The following is a 14,743-nucleotide window of genomic DNA, read 5'->3' as shown; positions in this document are numbered from 1 at the left end:
AAATGTGAAAAAAGGCTTTGCGCCACTCTGGGAAGTATGCAAATTGCTGACTTCAGAGCGGATAAAACCTTTTTATTTCTTGTTATCAATCGGAATAAACTCAAAGATCTCTCCGGATTGGACAGATTTCGCGAGTCTCAGCAGCCAGTCATAATACGGTTTTGACTGTTCCAGCTGGTCATAAAGAGTTCTCGCTTCTTCTTTTATACTTTCGTCAAGCCCATCGCTTTCGACGATGTCCTCCAATGCTTTTTGAGCGTCTTGAATAGCCATGAGATTCACTTTGACTTCCCTTTCCCATTTTTGCGGGAAAAAGCTTGTGAAAAATTTGAAGAAATCCTTTTCAGCAACAAAGCTGTGTTTTCTTCTTCCTCTATGGAATGTCTTTTTGACGACGTTTAAGTCTTGGAGCTTTTTTACGCCTGTGCTCATGCTGGGCTTGCTCATTTGCAGTTCTTCCCGCATTTCGTCCAGTGTCATTTCATCCGAAAGGTACATCGTTCCGTACAAAATACCCGCACTCCGGGTAATGCCGTACAGATCCATCGTTTCTGCGATTGAATCAATGACAAGATCTTTTGCCTGTGCGATCGCTTCTTTTGCTGAAAGATCACGGGGATTGTCCATTACTTTCCTCCTTTCACAGGAGCGGAACATCAGCATTGCAGATTCAATGCTCCCCCGAAAAATCGGGGATTAATCTGAAATCCGCGTTAAGTTTGTTAAGTTATTTCTGTATGTTCTTTATCTTAACGAAAGAAATTCAAATGTCAAAATCAAAATTTTTTTTCAAATGGCCTCAGCCCGTATGAGTGCTGCGTTCACATAAAATTCAAAAAAAATAATCAGCCTGATTTCCTTTGACACAAAAAATGGCGCATGATAAATTCAAAGTGTTCAAAACGTTAAATTTTTATTTAACAAACTTTGCGTAATGAGGAGGCTGCTTTTATGAGTCAAACACTTTTCATTGACGGAAAGTGGGTGGGCGCCAAAAAAGGCGAGACCCGCCACATTATCAATCCTTACAATCAAGAGCATATTGAAACCGTCAGTGAAGGAGACAGAGAAGATGCTGTTCGGGCGATTGCCGCAGCGCGCCGCGCCTTTGACGACGGCGAGTGGGCGAATACGCCGGGTCTTGAACGAGGCAACATCGTATTAAAAATCGCCGAACTGATCAGACGCGACCACGAAGAGATGGCAGAGCTTGAATCGCTTGACACCGGCAAGACGCTTGAAGAAAGCAGAGCCGATATGGATGATATTGCAAACGTATTTCAATATTATGCAGGGCTTGCGGATAAAGATGGAGGAGAAGTCATTTCTTCACCGATTCCCGATTCTAAAAGCGAAATTGTCAGGGAGCCGGTCGGTGTCTGCGGGCAGATCACCCCATGGAACTATCCGCTCCTGCAGGCCAGCTGGAAAATCGCTCCGGCTTTGGCGGCGGGCAACACAATCGTTGTCAAACCAAGTGAAATCACACCGCTGACAACCATTAAGATCTTCAAGCTGATGGAAGAAGCCGGTGTGCCTAAAGGGGTTGCCAACCTTGTTCTCGGCCCCGGGGCCACTGTCGGCGATGAACTAGCCAGAAATACAGACGTCGACTTAATTTCTTTCACCGGCGGAATTGAAACCGGAAAGAAAATCATGCAGGCTGCAAGTACGAATGTGAAAAAAATTGCGCTTGAGCTTGGCGGGAAAAATCCGAATATTGTGTTTAAAGACGCAGATTTTGACGTAGCGGTTGACCAGGCGCTGAATGCGGTATTCTTCCACGCAGGACAGGTTTGCTCCGCGGGCGCTCGTCTTCTCGTTGAAGAATCCATCCATGACGAGTTTGTCGCAGAGCTTGTCAAACGTGCGAAAAAAATCAAGCTCGGCAACGGATTTCACGAGGAGACACAGAGCGGTCCGCTCATTTCAGCTGAACACCGCAGCAAAGTTGAAAAATATGTGGAAATCGGCCTGCAAGAAGGCGCCAAGCTGGAAACAGGCGGAAAGCGTCCGGAGGACACTGAACTTGCAAATGGATTTTTCTATCTGCCGACGATTTTCTCGGGCTGTACATCAGATATGAGAATCGTTCAGGAAGAAGTATTCGGTCCTGTATTAACAGTTGAATCATTCAAAACAGAAGAAGAAGTTGTCTCACTTGCAAACGATACGATTTACGGCTTAGCCGGCGCCGTTTGGTCAAAAGACATCGAAAAAGCGGAACGCGTCGCTTCCAAACTGCGCATGGGAACCGTCTGGATTAATGATTTCCACCCGTATTTCGCACAAGCGCCTTGGGGAGGTTACAAGCAGTCAGGCATCGGCCGCGAGCTTGGCCGCATGGGCCTTGAAGAATACACAGAAGTGAAGCACGTCTACCGCAATACGAAACCGGCGGCTGTCAATTGGTTTAAAGCATAAGAAGGAGGAAATGATTCATGACTTTAAATATGAAAGTAGAAGCGATGAACAAATTCCATACGTTTGAAATCCCGACCGTTATTAAGCATGGAATCGGAGCCGTTAAACATGTGGGAGAAGAAGTGAAAAAGCTTGGCGTTTCAAAAGCGCTGCTTGTCACAGACCCCGGCATCTACAAGGCAGGTGTTACAAACCCGGTCGTTGAATCCCTTCAGGAAGCAGGCGTTGAAGTTGTCGTCTTTAATAAAGTCGAGCCGAATCCGCCTGTCCGTCTTGTCGCTGAAGGTTCCAAGCTGTATGCTGAAGAAAACTGCGACGGCCTTGTAGCAGTCGGCGGCGGAAGCTCAATGGATACGGCGAAAGCGATCGGAGTCGAAGCCACTCATGAAGGCTCGGTTCTTGACTATGAAGCGGCAGAAGGAAAGAAGCCGCTTGAAAACCGGATTCCTCCGCTCACAACGATCCCGACGACTGCCGGAACAGGCTCAGAAGTTACACAATGGGCGGTTATCACAGATGAAGAGCGCGAATTTAAATTCAATACGGGCGGTCCGCTGATTGCTGCTCACTTGACCGTTATCGATCCTGAATTGCATGTATCAATGCCTCCGCATGTCACAGCGATGACAGGTGTTGACGCTTTAGCTCACGCCATCGAGTGCTATACGATGAAATTTGCCCAGCCGATAACTGACGCGGTGGCCCTTCTTGCGATCGAATACGGCGCACATTACATCCGCAGAGCGTTTGCCGATGGGGAAGATCTTGAAGCGAGATACGGCATGGCGCAGGCGGCTATGCTTGCAGGTCTTTCTTACGGAAGCGAATCTGCCGGCGCTGCTCACGCGATGAGCCAGACGCTCGGAGGAATCATTCCTGTCGCGCACGGCCAATGTGTGGCGGCGATGATGGGGCCTGTAATGGAATACAACTGGAAAGGCTACCCTGAAAAATTCGCCCGCATTGCAAAAGCATTCGGAATTGACACAAGCGGCATGTCTACAGTGGAAGCGGCTAAAGCTGCAGTGAACTGGATGTATCAGCTTGTGGAAGACTTGGAGATTCCTAGTCTTGAAGAGCAAGGCGTATCACCTGACATGATCGACCGCCTTTCAAAAGAAGCGATGAAAGATCCGCAAACGGTCGGAAACCCGAGAGACCTGAACGAAAAAGCGTACAATTGGATTTACAAACGCTGCTTTAATCTAACCCCGAAAACTGTATAAAGAAATGCATGAAGCCCACTGTGTGAGCGCACAGCGGGCTTTCTCAATTTGAGAAAAAAAGGGAAGCGTTGTAAAATAAATCACATCTTAAAAAAAGGGGATGGGTTGCATGTGGAAAAAGTACACGGCTGTTGCAGAGAACGTATACATAGCGGACACACCGTCATTTGTGACAGAGAAACAGGCAAAGATTGTGATCGATTACGGGGGAATACCGGGTGATCTGCATTTTGGACTGACGAAAAAAGCGGGAGCAAGGGAGCCGATGTATAAAAGAGGAACGGAGATTTTCAACAGGAGGCAGATTTCAATTGTCTCGGTCGAAGAGTGTCTTGAGATTGCCGGACGGCTGAACATTCCTGCGGTCCTTCCGGAATGGCTCGGGGCCAATATCGCATTAAGCGGACTGCCTGATTTAACCTCATTAAGAGAAGGAAGCAGAATCGTTTTTCCAAGCGGCGCCTCTCTGTTGAGCGAGGGTGAGAATGAGCCGTGCATTCAGCCCGGAGAAGTCATTCAGGAGCAGTTTCCCGACAAACCGAAGCTTGCTTCGCGCTTTGTGCGCCATGCGATGGGAAGAAGGGGAATCGTCTGCGTTGTCGAACGCCCCGGCTTGATCCATCAAGGCGACCAGGCAGAAGTGTGGGCGTATTCGCCTGCTGCCATGAACGACGCCAGGTCGTTTGCTTGAGCGGATGAAAAGCCCCGGCTTCTAAAACCGGGGCTTTCCGCTTATTGCAATAGTTTTTGTTTGATTTCGTTGATCTGTTTAATATGCCTTCTTTCATGGTGGCCGATGAAGTCGAGCCACTGCCTGACCGTAAGCTCTTCGAAAACCGGATGCGGCAGCACCCTTTGAAAATCTTCATCGTGAAAGGCGGCGATGACTGAAGTTAATTGTGTTCTGACATTGTCGAGCTCAGCTTTGAGGGTTAAAGCATCCGCCGTTTTTCTTTCAGGCTCTGCATATGGAGGCGCCTTTCGTTTGGAGCTTCTGTCTTCCGACTGATGCACCGGTTTATCTTCGATTGTTTTGACCGGTGCATGCTTGATTTGTTCCTTCAGGATTTGAAGTGCCATCAGGTCGATTCTTTTCAGGTGGTCGATCACTTCTTGAATGCTCCATTCGTCCTCTGCCGGCCTTTTATTCAGCGTTTCGTCTGACAGGCCTTGAATCTCGCTCCAAAGTTCTTTTCTCGCTTCATTAAAAATGCTCATCATATCCCCTCCTGTTTTTACTGTACCATATCGCAGGCTGGTAAAATAACCAAAAAACACTCGATTTTCGCATCACCATCGGATATGCTTAAGAAAAATGAATAGAAGGAAGGATTTATTTGAGAACAACATTGTACCCGTATATCGCATTAGTGGTCGGGGTGCTGGCTGTGTCTTCCTCCGCCATCTTTGTCAGACTGTCAACGGCTGACGCTGGAATCATCGCTTTTTATCGTCTCTTTTTTTCCGCTTTGCTGATCTTTCCTTTTTTCTGGGGAAAAAGAAAAGAAGTCTTGAGTTTTTCGAAAAAAGACTGGCTGTTTTCAGCGGCAGCGGGGTTCTTTTTGGCATTTCATTTTATTTTATGGTTTCGTTCGCTTGAATACACCTCAGTGGCGAGCTCGGTTGTTCTTGTTACGCTGCAGCCGATTTTTTCTTTTATCGGTACATACTTTTTATTTAAAGAAAGAGTCTCGTTCGCCGGGATCATCAGTGCGCTGCTCGCGATCGGCGGAAGCGCGTACATCAGCTGGGGGGATTTCAAAGTAAGCGGACAGGCCCTCTACGGCGACATTCTTGCGCTGTTGGCATGTGCGCTTGTAACCGCATATCTGCTGTTTGGCCAGCATGTCAGAAAACACCACAGTTTGACCGTTTACACTTTTATTGTGTATGGAATCAGCGCCATCACTTTATGTCTGTACTGTCTGTTTTCGGGCGCCGCCTTTTTTTCTTATCCTTCGTCAGATTGGGGGTACTTCTTCCTGCTTGCCGTCATTCCGACTTTGCTTGGCCACTCGCTGTTTAACTGGGTGCTGAAATGGCTGAGCACAAATATGATTTCTGTGGCGATTTTATTTGAACCTGTCGGAGCGGTTGCGCTGGCGTATTGGATTTTAGACGAATCCGTCATGATGACGCAGGTGGTCGGCGGAGCGGTCATTTTTTCAGGCATCATCCTGTTCATGGCCTCGCAAAGCATAAGGAAAAACACCATCACGGCCGTGAAAGGGAAAACGCACAAGGCACTTTAAAGTTTGCACCTTATCCGGTCAAAATATCTTCGCTTGAATAGCGGATGTTTTCCTGTTCAGGTCTGGCCAGGGAAAACGCCAATGTGAGCGGTCCGAGTTTTCCGAGAAACATAATGAAAATAATTAGTATCTTTCCGACAGGGGTCAGGTCAGCCGTAATCCCCATTGACAGGCCGACCGTGCCGAAGGCTGATACGACTTCAAACAAAATCGCCAAAAACGGCTTAGGCTCTGTCATATTTAAAATAAAGACAGCCGCTAAAATCAACAGCACACTGATAGTCGAAATAGCGAGCGAACGAATGATCAATTGGTCTTTCAGCGTTTTTTTTGCTATCGAAATATGTTTTTTGCCTTTTAAAAAAGTGATAACCGACAGGAGAATGACAAGAAACGTCGTCAGCTTGATTCCTCCGCCGGTCGATGCGCTCCCCGCTCCGACAAACATAAGAAGAAGCAAAAGTGTGATCGTGCTTTCGTTCAGGCTTCCGATATCAGCCGTGTTAAATCCGGCTGTTCGCGGGGTCACGGCCTGAAAATAGGCGCCCCAAAGTTTTTCAGCTGGCGGAAGCATGCCGAGCGTTTTTTGATTTTGATACTCAAGCAGAAAAATGAAGATCATGGCTGACAAATTGATGATAAACGTACCGTATATCATCAATTTCGAATGAAGGCTTAACTTTTTAAAGTTCCGCTTATGCCATAGATCAGACAATACGGTAAATCCTATCCCGCCGATGATAAACAAAAAACTGATCACCAGGTTGACGAGCGGATCGCCTTCATACCGCATTAAACTGTCCGGCCAAATGGAAAATCCGGCATTGTTAAAGGCGGAAACCGCATGGAACAGGCTGTAGTAAACGCCGCGTGCGAAACCGTATTCAGGAACCCATTTGACAGTCAGTATCAGCATGGCCAGCATTTCAATCGCGATGGAGTAAATAAACAAACTCTTGATGAGCTTAATGATCCCGCCTAAAGAAGTTTGATTGAGCGACTGTTGAATCAACAGTCGTTCTTTCAGGCCGATTTTTTTTCCGAGCATGATAAAAATAAGCACCGCAAATGACATGATGCCGAGCCCCCCGACCTGGATCAGAACGAGGATCATGAGCTGACCGAACATCGTATAATCCGTGCCTGTATCAACGACGGCCAAACCGGTAACAGTCATCGCCGAGGTCGATGTAAAAAGCGTATCAATCCAGCCTATGGGTTTGGACGTCGCTGCCGGCGTCTTCAATAAAAGGGTTCCTAATATGATGAAAAATAAAAACACCAGCACGAGCAGTTGGGACGGGCTTAATTGAATCTGTTTAAACTTCACGGTTAATCGCCCTTTTTTTCAAAGGTCTCAATATCTTTGTTTTGCCCGATCACAATCAAAATATCGTTTTCATATATCATGTCAACAGCGCTCGGTGCGATGATGAAATGCCCGTCTCTTTTTATGCCGACGATGTTGCAGCCGAAGTTGGCGCGTACATCGATATCCCCCAGGCTTCTTTTGTCCAGCTTTTTTGTTGCCACAATTTCGACGATGCTGTAGTTTGGCGACAGCTCAACAAAATCGATCATCTTTTCCGAGGTGATATGGCTGGCTATCCGCTTGGCCATATCTTTTTCGGGATGAATGATACGATGGACGCCAATTTTATGCAGAACCTTTTGGTGATAGTCATTTTGCGCTTTCGTCCATACTTTGGGAACGCCCATTTCAATCAGCAAAAGAGAGGTCAGAATGCTTGCTTCAATGTCATCGCCGAATGATACAAATGCGTGATCGATGTTGCGTATCCCGATTTGTTTCAATGTGTTTTCATCAACGGCATTGGCGCAAATGGTGTAGGTTGCATAAGCAGAATATTCGTTTACTTTTTCTTCGGATTTGTCGATGCCGAGGACTTCCGCCCCTTTTGCGTGGAAGGCTTTCACAAGGCTGCCGCCGAACTGGCCGAGCCCGAAAACGGCATAAGATTTCTGCATCCGTGTTCACCCTTTTACCTGTTTTTCTTATAGTGTTTACTTTTTTAAAAGAAAAACACACAGGGATGTACAGAATCCGGAAGAGTGCAAAGCCGGAGAGCCGCCTTGAGGCGGCTTCGATGTCAGCTGAGTGAGCCTCCGGTTTCGCGAATGTCTTGTTCGTGAAGGGCGGAGACGACGGCGGCTATCCTCAGTCCTTCGACGATCGTTTCAAGGCTGAGGCTCGGCTCATGCTTATCGACTGTTTGTTCGAGGAGATACGGAATGTGGATGAACCCGCCGCGGATGTTTGCCGAGGTGCGGTCTATACGGTGCATTAACTGGTAAAATAGATGGTTGCATACGAATGTTCCAGCTGAATTAGAGACGGAGGCCGGGATTCCGTTTTTTCTCAACTCTTTCACAATGAGTTTGATCGGAAGCGCGGACCAGTAAGCTGCAGGCCCGTCTGCAGCGATAGGTTCATCGATCGGTTCCCGTTCTTCATTATCCGGAATGCGGGCGTCATCAATGTTGATTGCGATGCGTTCCGGAGTCATGTGAGCCCGGCCGCCTGCTTGTCCTACACAAATGACGATATCGGGCTGGTGCTTTTCGATCGCTTTTTCCAAAACGGCCGCTGAATGATGAAAAACGGTCGGAATCTGCTCCGCTGCGATAGAGACGCCTTCGACTTTTTCTCCGTTCAGCTGTTTTACAGCTTCCCAAGACGGATTGACCGTTTCTCCCCCGAAGGGGTCAAAGCCTGTCAGCAGGACTTTCTTTCCCATATCGATCCCTCCTGAAAATAAATATAAAGTGCAAAATACCCATTCAGAAGATGTCTGAATGGGTATTTTTTGAATATTTTATGCTCCTGATCCCCGGGATGCGAGAAGTACCTGATCTCCTTGAGAAGCCGCTTCCGGTGCATGGTTTACGAATGAAAAGCTGAAAACTGCGCCTAATACAACTGCTGTTAATAATACTTTTTTCATTTTATTCTCCTCCTCTTCCGGCGAGCTTGCTCGCCTTGTCTGTTTTAATGTAAAAGTATATGGCTTCTTCATATAACTTTTCTCGCCTGTAGTAATTCGCTACATCCATCAATAATTCCTCCAAATCTACCCAGGCTTTTTCATTTTCTAACTGGTGAACATAGTCCTTGATTATTTCCAGTTTATTCTGTGTATCAGAATATAATGTATATAAAATTTTGAATTTCAATTCGAAAATTTCGCTGTTCATTTCCCGGGATTTGTTAAAGCCCACTTCGATCCATTTAAATGCTTGTTTGTGTGCGTTGGTTTTGAAAAGAGACCTTGTGTTTTCATAAACGCAAAGAAGGTAAGCATACTTGGCTTTCGTTTCAAAATCTTTTATTGCAAAAGCTTTATTGTAATACTTAAGCGCTTCCTCCTGCTTGTCTTCCTTACTCTTCAAAAAGCCCATATTATAGTAGGTACACGGTAAAAGGTATTGGTCGCCGATTTTTTCGGTTTTTTCAATTGCTTCCTTTAACAATACTTCACTTTCGGAAAACTTAAATTGGTCAATATAATTGAGCCCGATCAGCATTTTGCAGTTGATGACCCGCTTGGCATACCCGTCATACCCTTGGAAGATGCCGGAGGCGATGTTGATGTGATGAATCGACAGCCACGTCGCTTTTAAGTTGTAATACAAAACACCGATTTTATAATGAAACTCGGCTTTTTCAATTTCATTTTGAATGACGCTCAGCCTTTTTTCCGCTATTCTGAAAAAATTGAGCGCTTCTGTATGGTTTTGCTTGTAGTCCTCATAAATCCCTTTGAACAGATAAAAATAATAATTCAGCTTGTCGTCCGTACTTTTTGGATCTTTGTCTTGAAAACTGATGGCTTCCAATTTTTCGGTGGAAGATTGGGAGATATCTTCAAGAAGGAGCCTTAAGCGAAAATCGAGCATTTGATAATAGAGAAGAACGTCATGATCTTCTTCCATTTTTTCAATTGCTTTATCTATGTCATCTTTCATTTCGATTGAGCCTGAAATGTCTCGTTTTTTCATCAGTATGTACCAGTCGTTGAGCATATTGGCGACTTCTTGTGAAGCCACGGCTTTGGCCATTCTCTTCCCTCCAATCTTTGTGAATTTTTTGTAAATTGAAGTTCTATTAATCATAGCATAAACTGCTGCCGTCTGTGAATAACGCTGAAATGCAAGTTCGCCGGTGAAAAGTTCATTTCTGAAATTAAATCGTCATTTTCCAAAAAAAGTGCGCGAAAAAAGCGAAAACCGCGCCAAGCGGAATACAGGAGATCATTGCGGTTCCGTTGACCAGCCCGTCAGCTCCGCTTATTTTCAGGGCTTCCCGGTAGCCTATTAAAAAGTGGATGATCGATAGGACGTAACATAAGAGCATCATATAGTAAGGATTCATTTGCATACCTCCTCTATTCGCTTTACTATATTACATTCAATAGAGGGGAAGATTATGCCTGTTTAAACAGGAAAAAGAACAAAATATTATAGACGAAAAGATTTTCAATTACAATACATGTTTTTTAAAATATTTCCACTATAATCAAAATGATAGATAAATTTAGGGGGCATACGAAATGAAAAAAAGGCTGATGTCACTATTGGTCTGCATCCTGGTTTTAGTGCCGGCAGCAGGGGCTTTTGCCGCGCCGAAACAGGCCGAGCTTCAAGAATATCTTGAAGAAATAGGAATGACAGAAAAAGAATTGGAAGCTTATTTACAGGATACATATGATGAAAGTTTAAAAGATTTTGAGTCGGTGGAAGAGTTGAAAGATTTTTTAGGGCAAAGACTGACTAAACAACTTTTGGCATCCTATTTAAAAGAATATGGATTGAGCGAAAAAGAAGCGGCTGACCTTTTTGTTGAAAATGGCTATATGGAAAGCGGCCAAAACATTCTCGACGTGTTTATGTTTGAATACGAATTGGACGATGCACTTTTCACTGTGACATATGAAGAAGAAGACGATTTTCAGATCGGGAACATGTTTCAAGAATTGGGTGTAGATGATCAGGAATGGGAAAGGCTCGTGAATCATCTCCGAAAAGTGCGCGATAACAATCCGAACCTTGAAAATGATTTGATGGCTCTTGGAGAACGTCTTGAAGCGGTAGCCGATTTCGAGTCTGTATCAGAGCTGTCAGCTCAAGATATCGCTGAAATGCTGTCCATTTTAAACGATCTTCAGAAGACGCTTGAAGTGAAAACGAAATACTATCTTGTTAAAGACGGAAAGAAAAAAGAAGTGTCTTTGACAACGCTTGTCAGCGCGGAAGATGTGAAGGGAGCAAGCCTTCTGGTGGAAGTATACGATCTGCAAGGCAATTTCATTTTGGATGTATTGCTGACGCCTGACATGATCGGATCTGATTTAATTCATGACACAGGGGCAAAAGTGAAGCAAACCCAAACGGCTGTCAAACATGATGCAAAGCCATCTCATGTGAAAAAGACGGTTAAAGGTGCAAAGCTTCCAAAGACGGCCGGGCATTACGCGGAATGGTCGATCTTAGGCGCCGTTCTGATGTTTGGCGGATTCTTCATGATCAGAAGGCTTCGTAAAGCGGCTTAACACGTCACTTCCCATTCTAAGTATGTAGAGAATGGGAAGTTTTTATAAGGAGTGAAAGGAAATTAAGGCACATCGAAAAAAGATCATCTGGCTCGCAGCTATTGCGATGGTTGTGTGCGGCGCTTATTTTACAACAACGAATGTGTTCAAGTTAATGCACGGCTACGCTCTTTTTTCATTTCAGCAGATGAAAGAAGAAGAAAAGCCTGAAAAACCTCCGATTCAGACGGCGAAAAAAGAAAAGACGGTGATTGATCAAACATTTAAAACTGGGGAGAAAATCGGTGATCTTGTCATTCCGAAAATCAATGCAAGGATTCCTATATATCACGGGACAGATGAAGACGAGCTGCAAAAAGGCGTGGGCCATTTCGCAGGTTCCGTTCTGCCTGGAGAAGATGACAACTCGGTTTTATCTGGGCACCGGGATACGGTTTTCCGAAAACTCGGCCGAGTGGGGAAAGGCGATCAGTTAATTGTTGAAGCTTCCTACGGAACTTTTACATACAAAGTGAAAAAGGTACGGATCGTGGATGCGGATGACCGGACGGTGATTGTACCAAAGCCGAGAGCAACATTGACGGTTTCCACCTGCTATCCTTTTGACTTTATCGGTTCAGCACCGGAGCGGTATATATTGGTCGCAGATTTGATTAAATCATAAAAAAACAGCGGAATCTCGGGCGAGTCCGCTGTTTTTTGTGTTACCTCATGTTTGATCTGTTTTCCAGGAGTTTTGGCGCGGTTAGCAGCAGTAAACAAAGGACGATTGTGCAGACAACGAAAGACGGTAGCATATATGTTCCGTTATATACTAATGAATAAATCCATACGGGAGTGCCTTCAGGCGCATAGTTTCCAAAAAAGACAGCGCCGCTGATGACATGTGCGAGAAATTTCAGACCGCTTCCGAGAAAGACGGCCAGCGTAACATAGAAAATGATCTTTCCTTTTTGTTTCTCGATTGAAGCATTTCTGATCGATCCGGCAAAAAAGCCGCCGATTCCCGCGGCTGTAGGCGCGATAAAGTAATCAAGAAAAAGCTGCAGAGGATGAACTACGTAATATCCTCCAGTGACAAACTGAAGCAATCCGGCTAAAAACCCGGTTGCCAGCCCCGCCTTCAGCCCCCATCTAAAGGAGATCAGGAAGATCGGAATCATCATGACGGCGATTGAACCGCCTTGAGGCATTTTTAAAAACATTCCGGACACCATATCAAGTATAAGTGCTATTGCTGTCATAATCGCAATTTCAATCAGCTGTACAAGTTGTTTAGATTGATTCATCATAACCCTCACTTTTGATGAACAAAGGGATACTGGACTTCTTTCCCAATAAAAAAAGCAATGCGGGGAAGGAGTAGGAAAGTTTTCCACGCACTGCTTTGGATGCAATTAGAAATGACTTTGCCACATCCCTACGCCAGCGTTAACTAACAGGTTCAAAGGGTCAGAACGGTCGTTCACTCTCAGCCTCTAGGCTCCCCTTGTGGTCATCAAGTTATTTAGTTATATTCTACTATACTAAAAAAAGAAACGGACGACAAGCTGATTTTTCTAAAAATTTTGCTTAATTTCTCCAATATGTAGCAAGTCAAACATCTTTTCCTTTATAATAGAACTTATTCGTACGTACAAGATGCAGTAAAGGGTTGATCTGATGGGTGAACTTACAAAATACAGCATGGTGAAAAATAAAATTAAATCGTGGATATATGAAGGCAAAGTGAAGCCGGGCGAAAAAATTCATTCGGAAAACGAATTGATGAAAATATTTGATGTGAGCAGGCATACGATCCGGCAAGCGATTGGCGACCTTGTACATGAAGGGCTTTTATACAGAGAGCAGGGCTCAGGGACGTATTGCTCTCACCGTCTTCAGCTTTCTGAAAAAGGAAGGGAAAGAAATAAGATGATCGGGGTCATGACGACTTACCTTTCGGATTACATTTTTCCTTCTATTATAAGAGGAATCGAATCGTCCCTGTCCAGTGAAGGATACACCCTTGTCGTCGCGAGCACCAATAATGACAATGAAAAAGAAAAACAATGCCTTGTGAATATGCTTGACAAAAAAATTGCTGGGTTGATCGTGGAGCCGACGAAAACAGGAAGCTTTAACCCGAATTTAAGTTACTATTTGACGCTTGAACAACATCATATTCCGTATTTGATGATCAACCAATTTTATCAGGAGCTAAATCCGCCCCATTTCATTTTGGATGATGAACACGGCGGTTTTATCGCCACGGAGCATTTGATTAAGCTCGGCCATGAAAAAGTGTTCGGTTTCTTTAAACAGGACGATATGCAGGGCGCCTACCGGATGAAAGGATTTATCCGTGCTTTCAGAGAAAACGGCTTGTCGTTTTACCCTGAAATGGTCGTGACGTACACAACAGAGAACAAAAAACAAAAAACGATAGCTGAAGCCAGGAAGCGGCTTTCTTCATCAGATCGTCCAACTGCTATATTCTGCTATAACGACGAGATCGCGCTTATGGTGTTGGATGTCGTGAGAGAGTTCGGTTTGAAAGTGCCGGAAGACATATCGATTGTGGGATATGACGACTCACACTTGAGCGAGGCATCTGAAGTGAAGCTGACGTCAGTCACTCATCCGAAAATGCAGATGGGGATTGAGGCGGCAAAATGGATGATTGCCAAAGTTGAGGGACGCAACACGGATCAGCTTGAGCATTCCACCGTCTACAAACCTGAACTGGTTGTCAGACATTCGACCGCCAAGCTGAAAAGGTAGGCTGTATAAGCTTTATCCGCCAACCAGCGTGAATGAAAATATATCCTGTTAAAAAGCTCCGGAATGAGGAGCTTTTTATTCAAGTGAAAGCTGATAGCGGAGAGTTTAATGTCATCCTCGAAGCTTCGGACCATGTGCAGGTTTAGCAAATTGATTTTAAAGACCGCTGTATACCTTTATATAGAAGAAAGCGGTATGGGGAAATAAATGGCGTCAATTGTCGCTGGTCGAGATAATCAGGATTATCTGAGTCAAAATCATTTGATTATTATTTTTTTAAAAAAGCTATTGTGCAAAACGAAAATAGATGTTATATTTGTATCCGCCCCTAAAAAGGAGGCTTTATAAAAACAACTTCGAAAATATTTTAAAAAAGTTGTTGACATTCACAATGGTAGAATGTTATATTGGTAAAGTCGCTTCTTCGAGAGGCGGAAATGATCTTTGAAAACTAAACAAGACAAACGTACCTGTTAATTCATTAAATAAATCGCACATGCGAATGTGC

General features: G+C 44.7%; 16 protein-coding genes and 1 riboswitch. Of the genes, 7 read left to right on the top strand and 9 right to left on the bottom strand.

Features of this window, described 5'->3' with window-relative positions; genetic code table 11:
* Positions 1 to 72 precede the first annotated feature (72 nt).
* On the bottom strand, positions 73 to 627 hold the full coding sequence (cudC, locus tag QMZ64_RS19810; protein WP_165427887.1) for a transcriptional regulator GbsR: 555 nt from the start codon (positions 625 to 627) through the stop codon (positions 73 to 75).
* Between the two features lie 324 nt (positions 628 to 951).
* On the opposite strand from cudC, the gene betB reads away from it, so the two are divergent.
* The 3 genes from betB to QMZ64_RS19795 all read left to right on the top strand — a co-directional run bounded on the left by betB (position 952) and on the right by QMZ64_RS19795 (position 4,341).
* Complete coding sequence (gene betB, locus QMZ64_RS19805) at positions 952 to 2,424, top strand: betaine-aldehyde dehydrogenase (protein ID WP_265625842.1); 1,473 nt, start codon at positions 952 to 954, stop codon at positions 2,422 to 2,424.
* A gap of 17 nt (positions 2,425 to 2,441) precedes the next feature.
* Positions 2,442 to 3,650 carry a choline dehydrogenase gene (locus QMZ64_RS19800; RefSeq protein ID WP_020452714.1) on the top strand — a complete coding sequence of 403 codons (1,209 nt, stop codon included), beginning with the start codon at positions 2,442 to 2,444 and terminating at the stop codon, positions 3,648 to 3,650.
* Positions 3,651 to 3,759: 109 nt separating this feature from the next.
* Positions 3,760 to 4,341 carry an MOSC domain-containing protein gene (locus tag QMZ64_RS19795; RefSeq protein ID WP_265625843.1) on the top strand — a complete coding sequence of 194 codons (582 nt, stop codon included), beginning with the start codon at positions 3,760 to 3,762 and terminating at the stop codon, positions 4,339 to 4,341.
* A 41-nt stretch (positions 4,342 to 4,382) separates the two neighbouring features.
* On the opposite strand, the gene QMZ64_RS19790 is transcribed toward QMZ64_RS19795, so the two are convergent.
* Positions 4,383 to 4,871, bottom strand: coding sequence for a DinB family protein (locus tag QMZ64_RS19790; RefSeq protein ID WP_075751231.1), 489 nt, complete (start codon positions 4,869 to 4,871; stop codon positions 4,383 to 4,385).
* Between the two features lie 116 nt (positions 4,872 to 4,987).
* Here QMZ64_RS19790 and QMZ64_RS19785 point away from each other — a divergent pair, with 116 nt between their 5' ends.
* Complete coding sequence (locus QMZ64_RS19785; RefSeq protein ID WP_265625844.1) at positions 4,988 to 5,902, top strand: DMT family transporter; 915 nt, start codon at positions 4,988 to 4,990, stop codon at positions 5,900 to 5,902.
* 10 nt (positions 5,903 to 5,912) lie between these two features.
* Here the strand turns inward: QMZ64_RS19785 and QMZ64_RS19780 are convergent, their stop codons facing one another.
* The 6 genes from QMZ64_RS19780 to QMZ64_RS19755 form a co-directional block, all read right to left on the bottom strand.
* On the bottom strand, positions 5,913 to 7,232 hold the full coding sequence (locus QMZ64_RS19780) for a TrkH family potassium uptake protein (RefSeq protein WP_265625845.1): 1,320 nt from the start codon (positions 7,230 to 7,232) through the stop codon (positions 5,913 to 5,915).
* 2 nt (positions 7,233 to 7,234) lie between these two features.
* A complete protein-coding gene (locus QMZ64_RS19775; protein ID WP_265625846.1) occupies positions 7,235 to 7,891 on the bottom strand; it encodes a potassium channel family protein in 657 nt (218 codons plus the stop codon).
* 122 nt (positions 7,892 to 8,013) lie between these two features.
* Positions 8,014 to 8,661 carry a pyroglutamyl-peptidase I gene (gene pcp, locus QMZ64_RS19770; RefSeq protein ID WP_265625847.1) on the bottom strand — a complete coding sequence of 216 codons (648 nt, stop codon included), beginning with the start codon at positions 8,659 to 8,661 and terminating at the stop codon, positions 8,014 to 8,016.
* 78 nt (positions 8,662 to 8,739) lie between these two features.
* On the bottom strand, positions 8,740 to 8,868 hold the full coding sequence (locus QMZ64_RS19765; RefSeq protein ID WP_255204467.1) for a hypothetical protein: 129 nt from the start codon (positions 8,866 to 8,868) through the stop codon (positions 8,740 to 8,742).
* A 1-nt stretch (position 8,869) separates the two neighbouring features.
* Positions 8,870 to 9,982: a response regulator aspartate phosphatase gene (locus tag QMZ64_RS19760; protein ID WP_165427881.1), complete on the bottom strand. Its 1,113-nt coding sequence runs from the start codon at positions 9,980 to 9,982 to the stop codon at positions 8,870 to 8,872.
* 124 nt (positions 9,983 to 10,106) lie between these two features.
* Positions 10,107 to 10,295, bottom strand: coding sequence for a hypothetical protein (locus tag QMZ64_RS19755; protein ID WP_003184678.1), 189 nt, complete (start codon positions 10,293 to 10,295; stop codon positions 10,107 to 10,109).
* A gap of 178 nt (positions 10,296 to 10,473) precedes the next feature.
* Here QMZ64_RS19755 and QMZ64_RS19750 point away from each other — a divergent pair, with 178 nt between their 5' ends.
* The gene (locus QMZ64_RS19750) at positions 10,474 to 11,472 is read left to right on the top strand and encodes a processed acidic surface protein (RefSeq protein WP_265625848.1); all 999 of its coding nucleotides are present in this window, start codon (positions 10,474 to 10,476) and stop codon (positions 11,470 to 11,472) included.
* Positions 11,473 to 11,578: 106 nt separating this feature from the next.
* Positions 11,579 to 12,136 carry a class D sortase gene (locus tag QMZ64_RS19745; RefSeq protein WP_023856005.1) on the top strand — a complete coding sequence of 186 codons (558 nt, stop codon included), beginning with the start codon at positions 11,579 to 11,581 and terminating at the stop codon, positions 12,134 to 12,136.
* A 40-nt stretch (positions 12,137 to 12,176) separates the two neighbouring features.
* On the opposite strand, the gene thiT is transcribed toward QMZ64_RS19745, so the two are convergent.
* The gene (gene thiT / locus QMZ64_RS19740; protein WP_075751224.1) at positions 12,177 to 12,761 is read right to left on the bottom strand and encodes an energy-coupled thiamine transporter ThiT; all 585 of its coding nucleotides are present in this window, start codon (positions 12,759 to 12,761) and stop codon (positions 12,177 to 12,179) included.
* Positions 12,762 to 12,872: 111 nt separating this feature from the next.
* Positions 12,873 to 12,972: riboswitch (TPP riboswitch) on the bottom strand.
* 162 nt (positions 12,973 to 13,134) lie between these two features.
* Between thiT and QMZ64_RS19735 the strand changes: the two genes are divergently transcribed.
* Positions 13,135 to 14,235 carry a GntR family transcriptional regulator gene (locus tag QMZ64_RS19735; RefSeq protein ID WP_265625849.1) on the top strand — a complete coding sequence of 367 codons (1,101 nt, stop codon included), beginning with the start codon at positions 13,135 to 13,137 and terminating at the stop codon, positions 14,233 to 14,235.
* Positions 14,236 to 14,743: the final 508 nt, after the last annotated feature.

Origin of the sequence: Bacillus sp. LB7 (genome assembly GCF_030449715.1) — a bacterium.
Taxonomy (GTDB): domain Bacteria; phylum Bacillota; class Bacilli; order Bacillales; family Bacillaceae; genus Bacillus; species Bacillus paralicheniformis.
The sequence above is the reverse complement of the archived record's forward strand: the minus strand, read 5'-3'. Positions and strand labels throughout refer to the sequence as shown.

Bases quoted from the DNA above. Each gene is read 5' to 3' on its own strand.
- cudC (WP_165427887.1), bottom strand. From the start codon at position 627: ATGGACAATCCCCGTGATCTTTCAGCAAAAGAAGCGATCGCACAGGCA.
- betB (WP_265625842.1), top strand. From the start codon at position 952: ATGAGTCAAACACTTTTCATTGACGGAAAGTGGGTGGGCGCCAAAAAA.
- QMZ64_RS19800 (WP_020452714.1), top strand. From the start codon at position 2,442: ATGACTTTAAATATGAAAGTAGAAGCGATGAACAAATTCCATACGTTT.
- QMZ64_RS19795 (WP_265625843.1), top strand. From the start codon at position 3,760: ATGTGGAAAAAGTACACGGCTGTTGCAGAGAACGTATACATAGCGGAC.
- QMZ64_RS19790 (WP_075751231.1), bottom strand. From the start codon at position 4,871: ATGATGAGCATTTTTAATGAAGCGAGAAAAGAACTTTGGAGCGAGATT.
- QMZ64_RS19775 (WP_265625846.1), bottom strand. From the start codon at position 7,891: ATGCAGAAATCTTATGCCGTTTTCGGGCTCGGCCAGTTCGGCGGCAGC.
- pcp (WP_265625847.1), bottom strand. From the start codon at position 8,661: ATGGGAAAGAAAGTCCTGCTGACAGGCTTTGACCCCTTCGGGGGAGAA.
- QMZ64_RS19765 (WP_255204467.1), bottom strand. From the start codon at position 8,868: ATGAAAAAAGTATTATTAACAGCAGTTGTATTAGGCGCAGTTTTCAGC.
- QMZ64_RS19760 (WP_165427881.1), bottom strand. From the start codon at position 9,982: ATGGCCAAAGCCGTGGCTTCACAAGAAGTCGCCAATATGCTCAACGAC.
- QMZ64_RS19755 (WP_003184678.1), bottom strand. From the start codon at position 10,295: ATGAATCCTTACTATATGATGCTCTTATGTTACGTCCTATCGATCATC.
- QMZ64_RS19750 (WP_265625848.1), top strand. From the start codon at position 10,474: ATGAAAAAAAGGCTGATGTCACTATTGGTCTGCATCCTGGTTTTAGTG.
- QMZ64_RS19745 (WP_023856005.1), top strand. From the start codon at position 11,579: ATGGTTGTGTGCGGCGCTTATTTTACAACAACGAATGTGTTCAAGTTA.
- thiT (WP_075751224.1), bottom strand. From the start codon at position 12,761: ATGAATCAATCTAAACAACTTGTACAGCTGATTGAAATTGCGATTATG.
- QMZ64_RS19735 (WP_265625849.1), top strand. From the start codon at position 13,135: ATGGGTGAACTTACAAAATACAGCATGGTGAAAAATAAAATTAAATCG.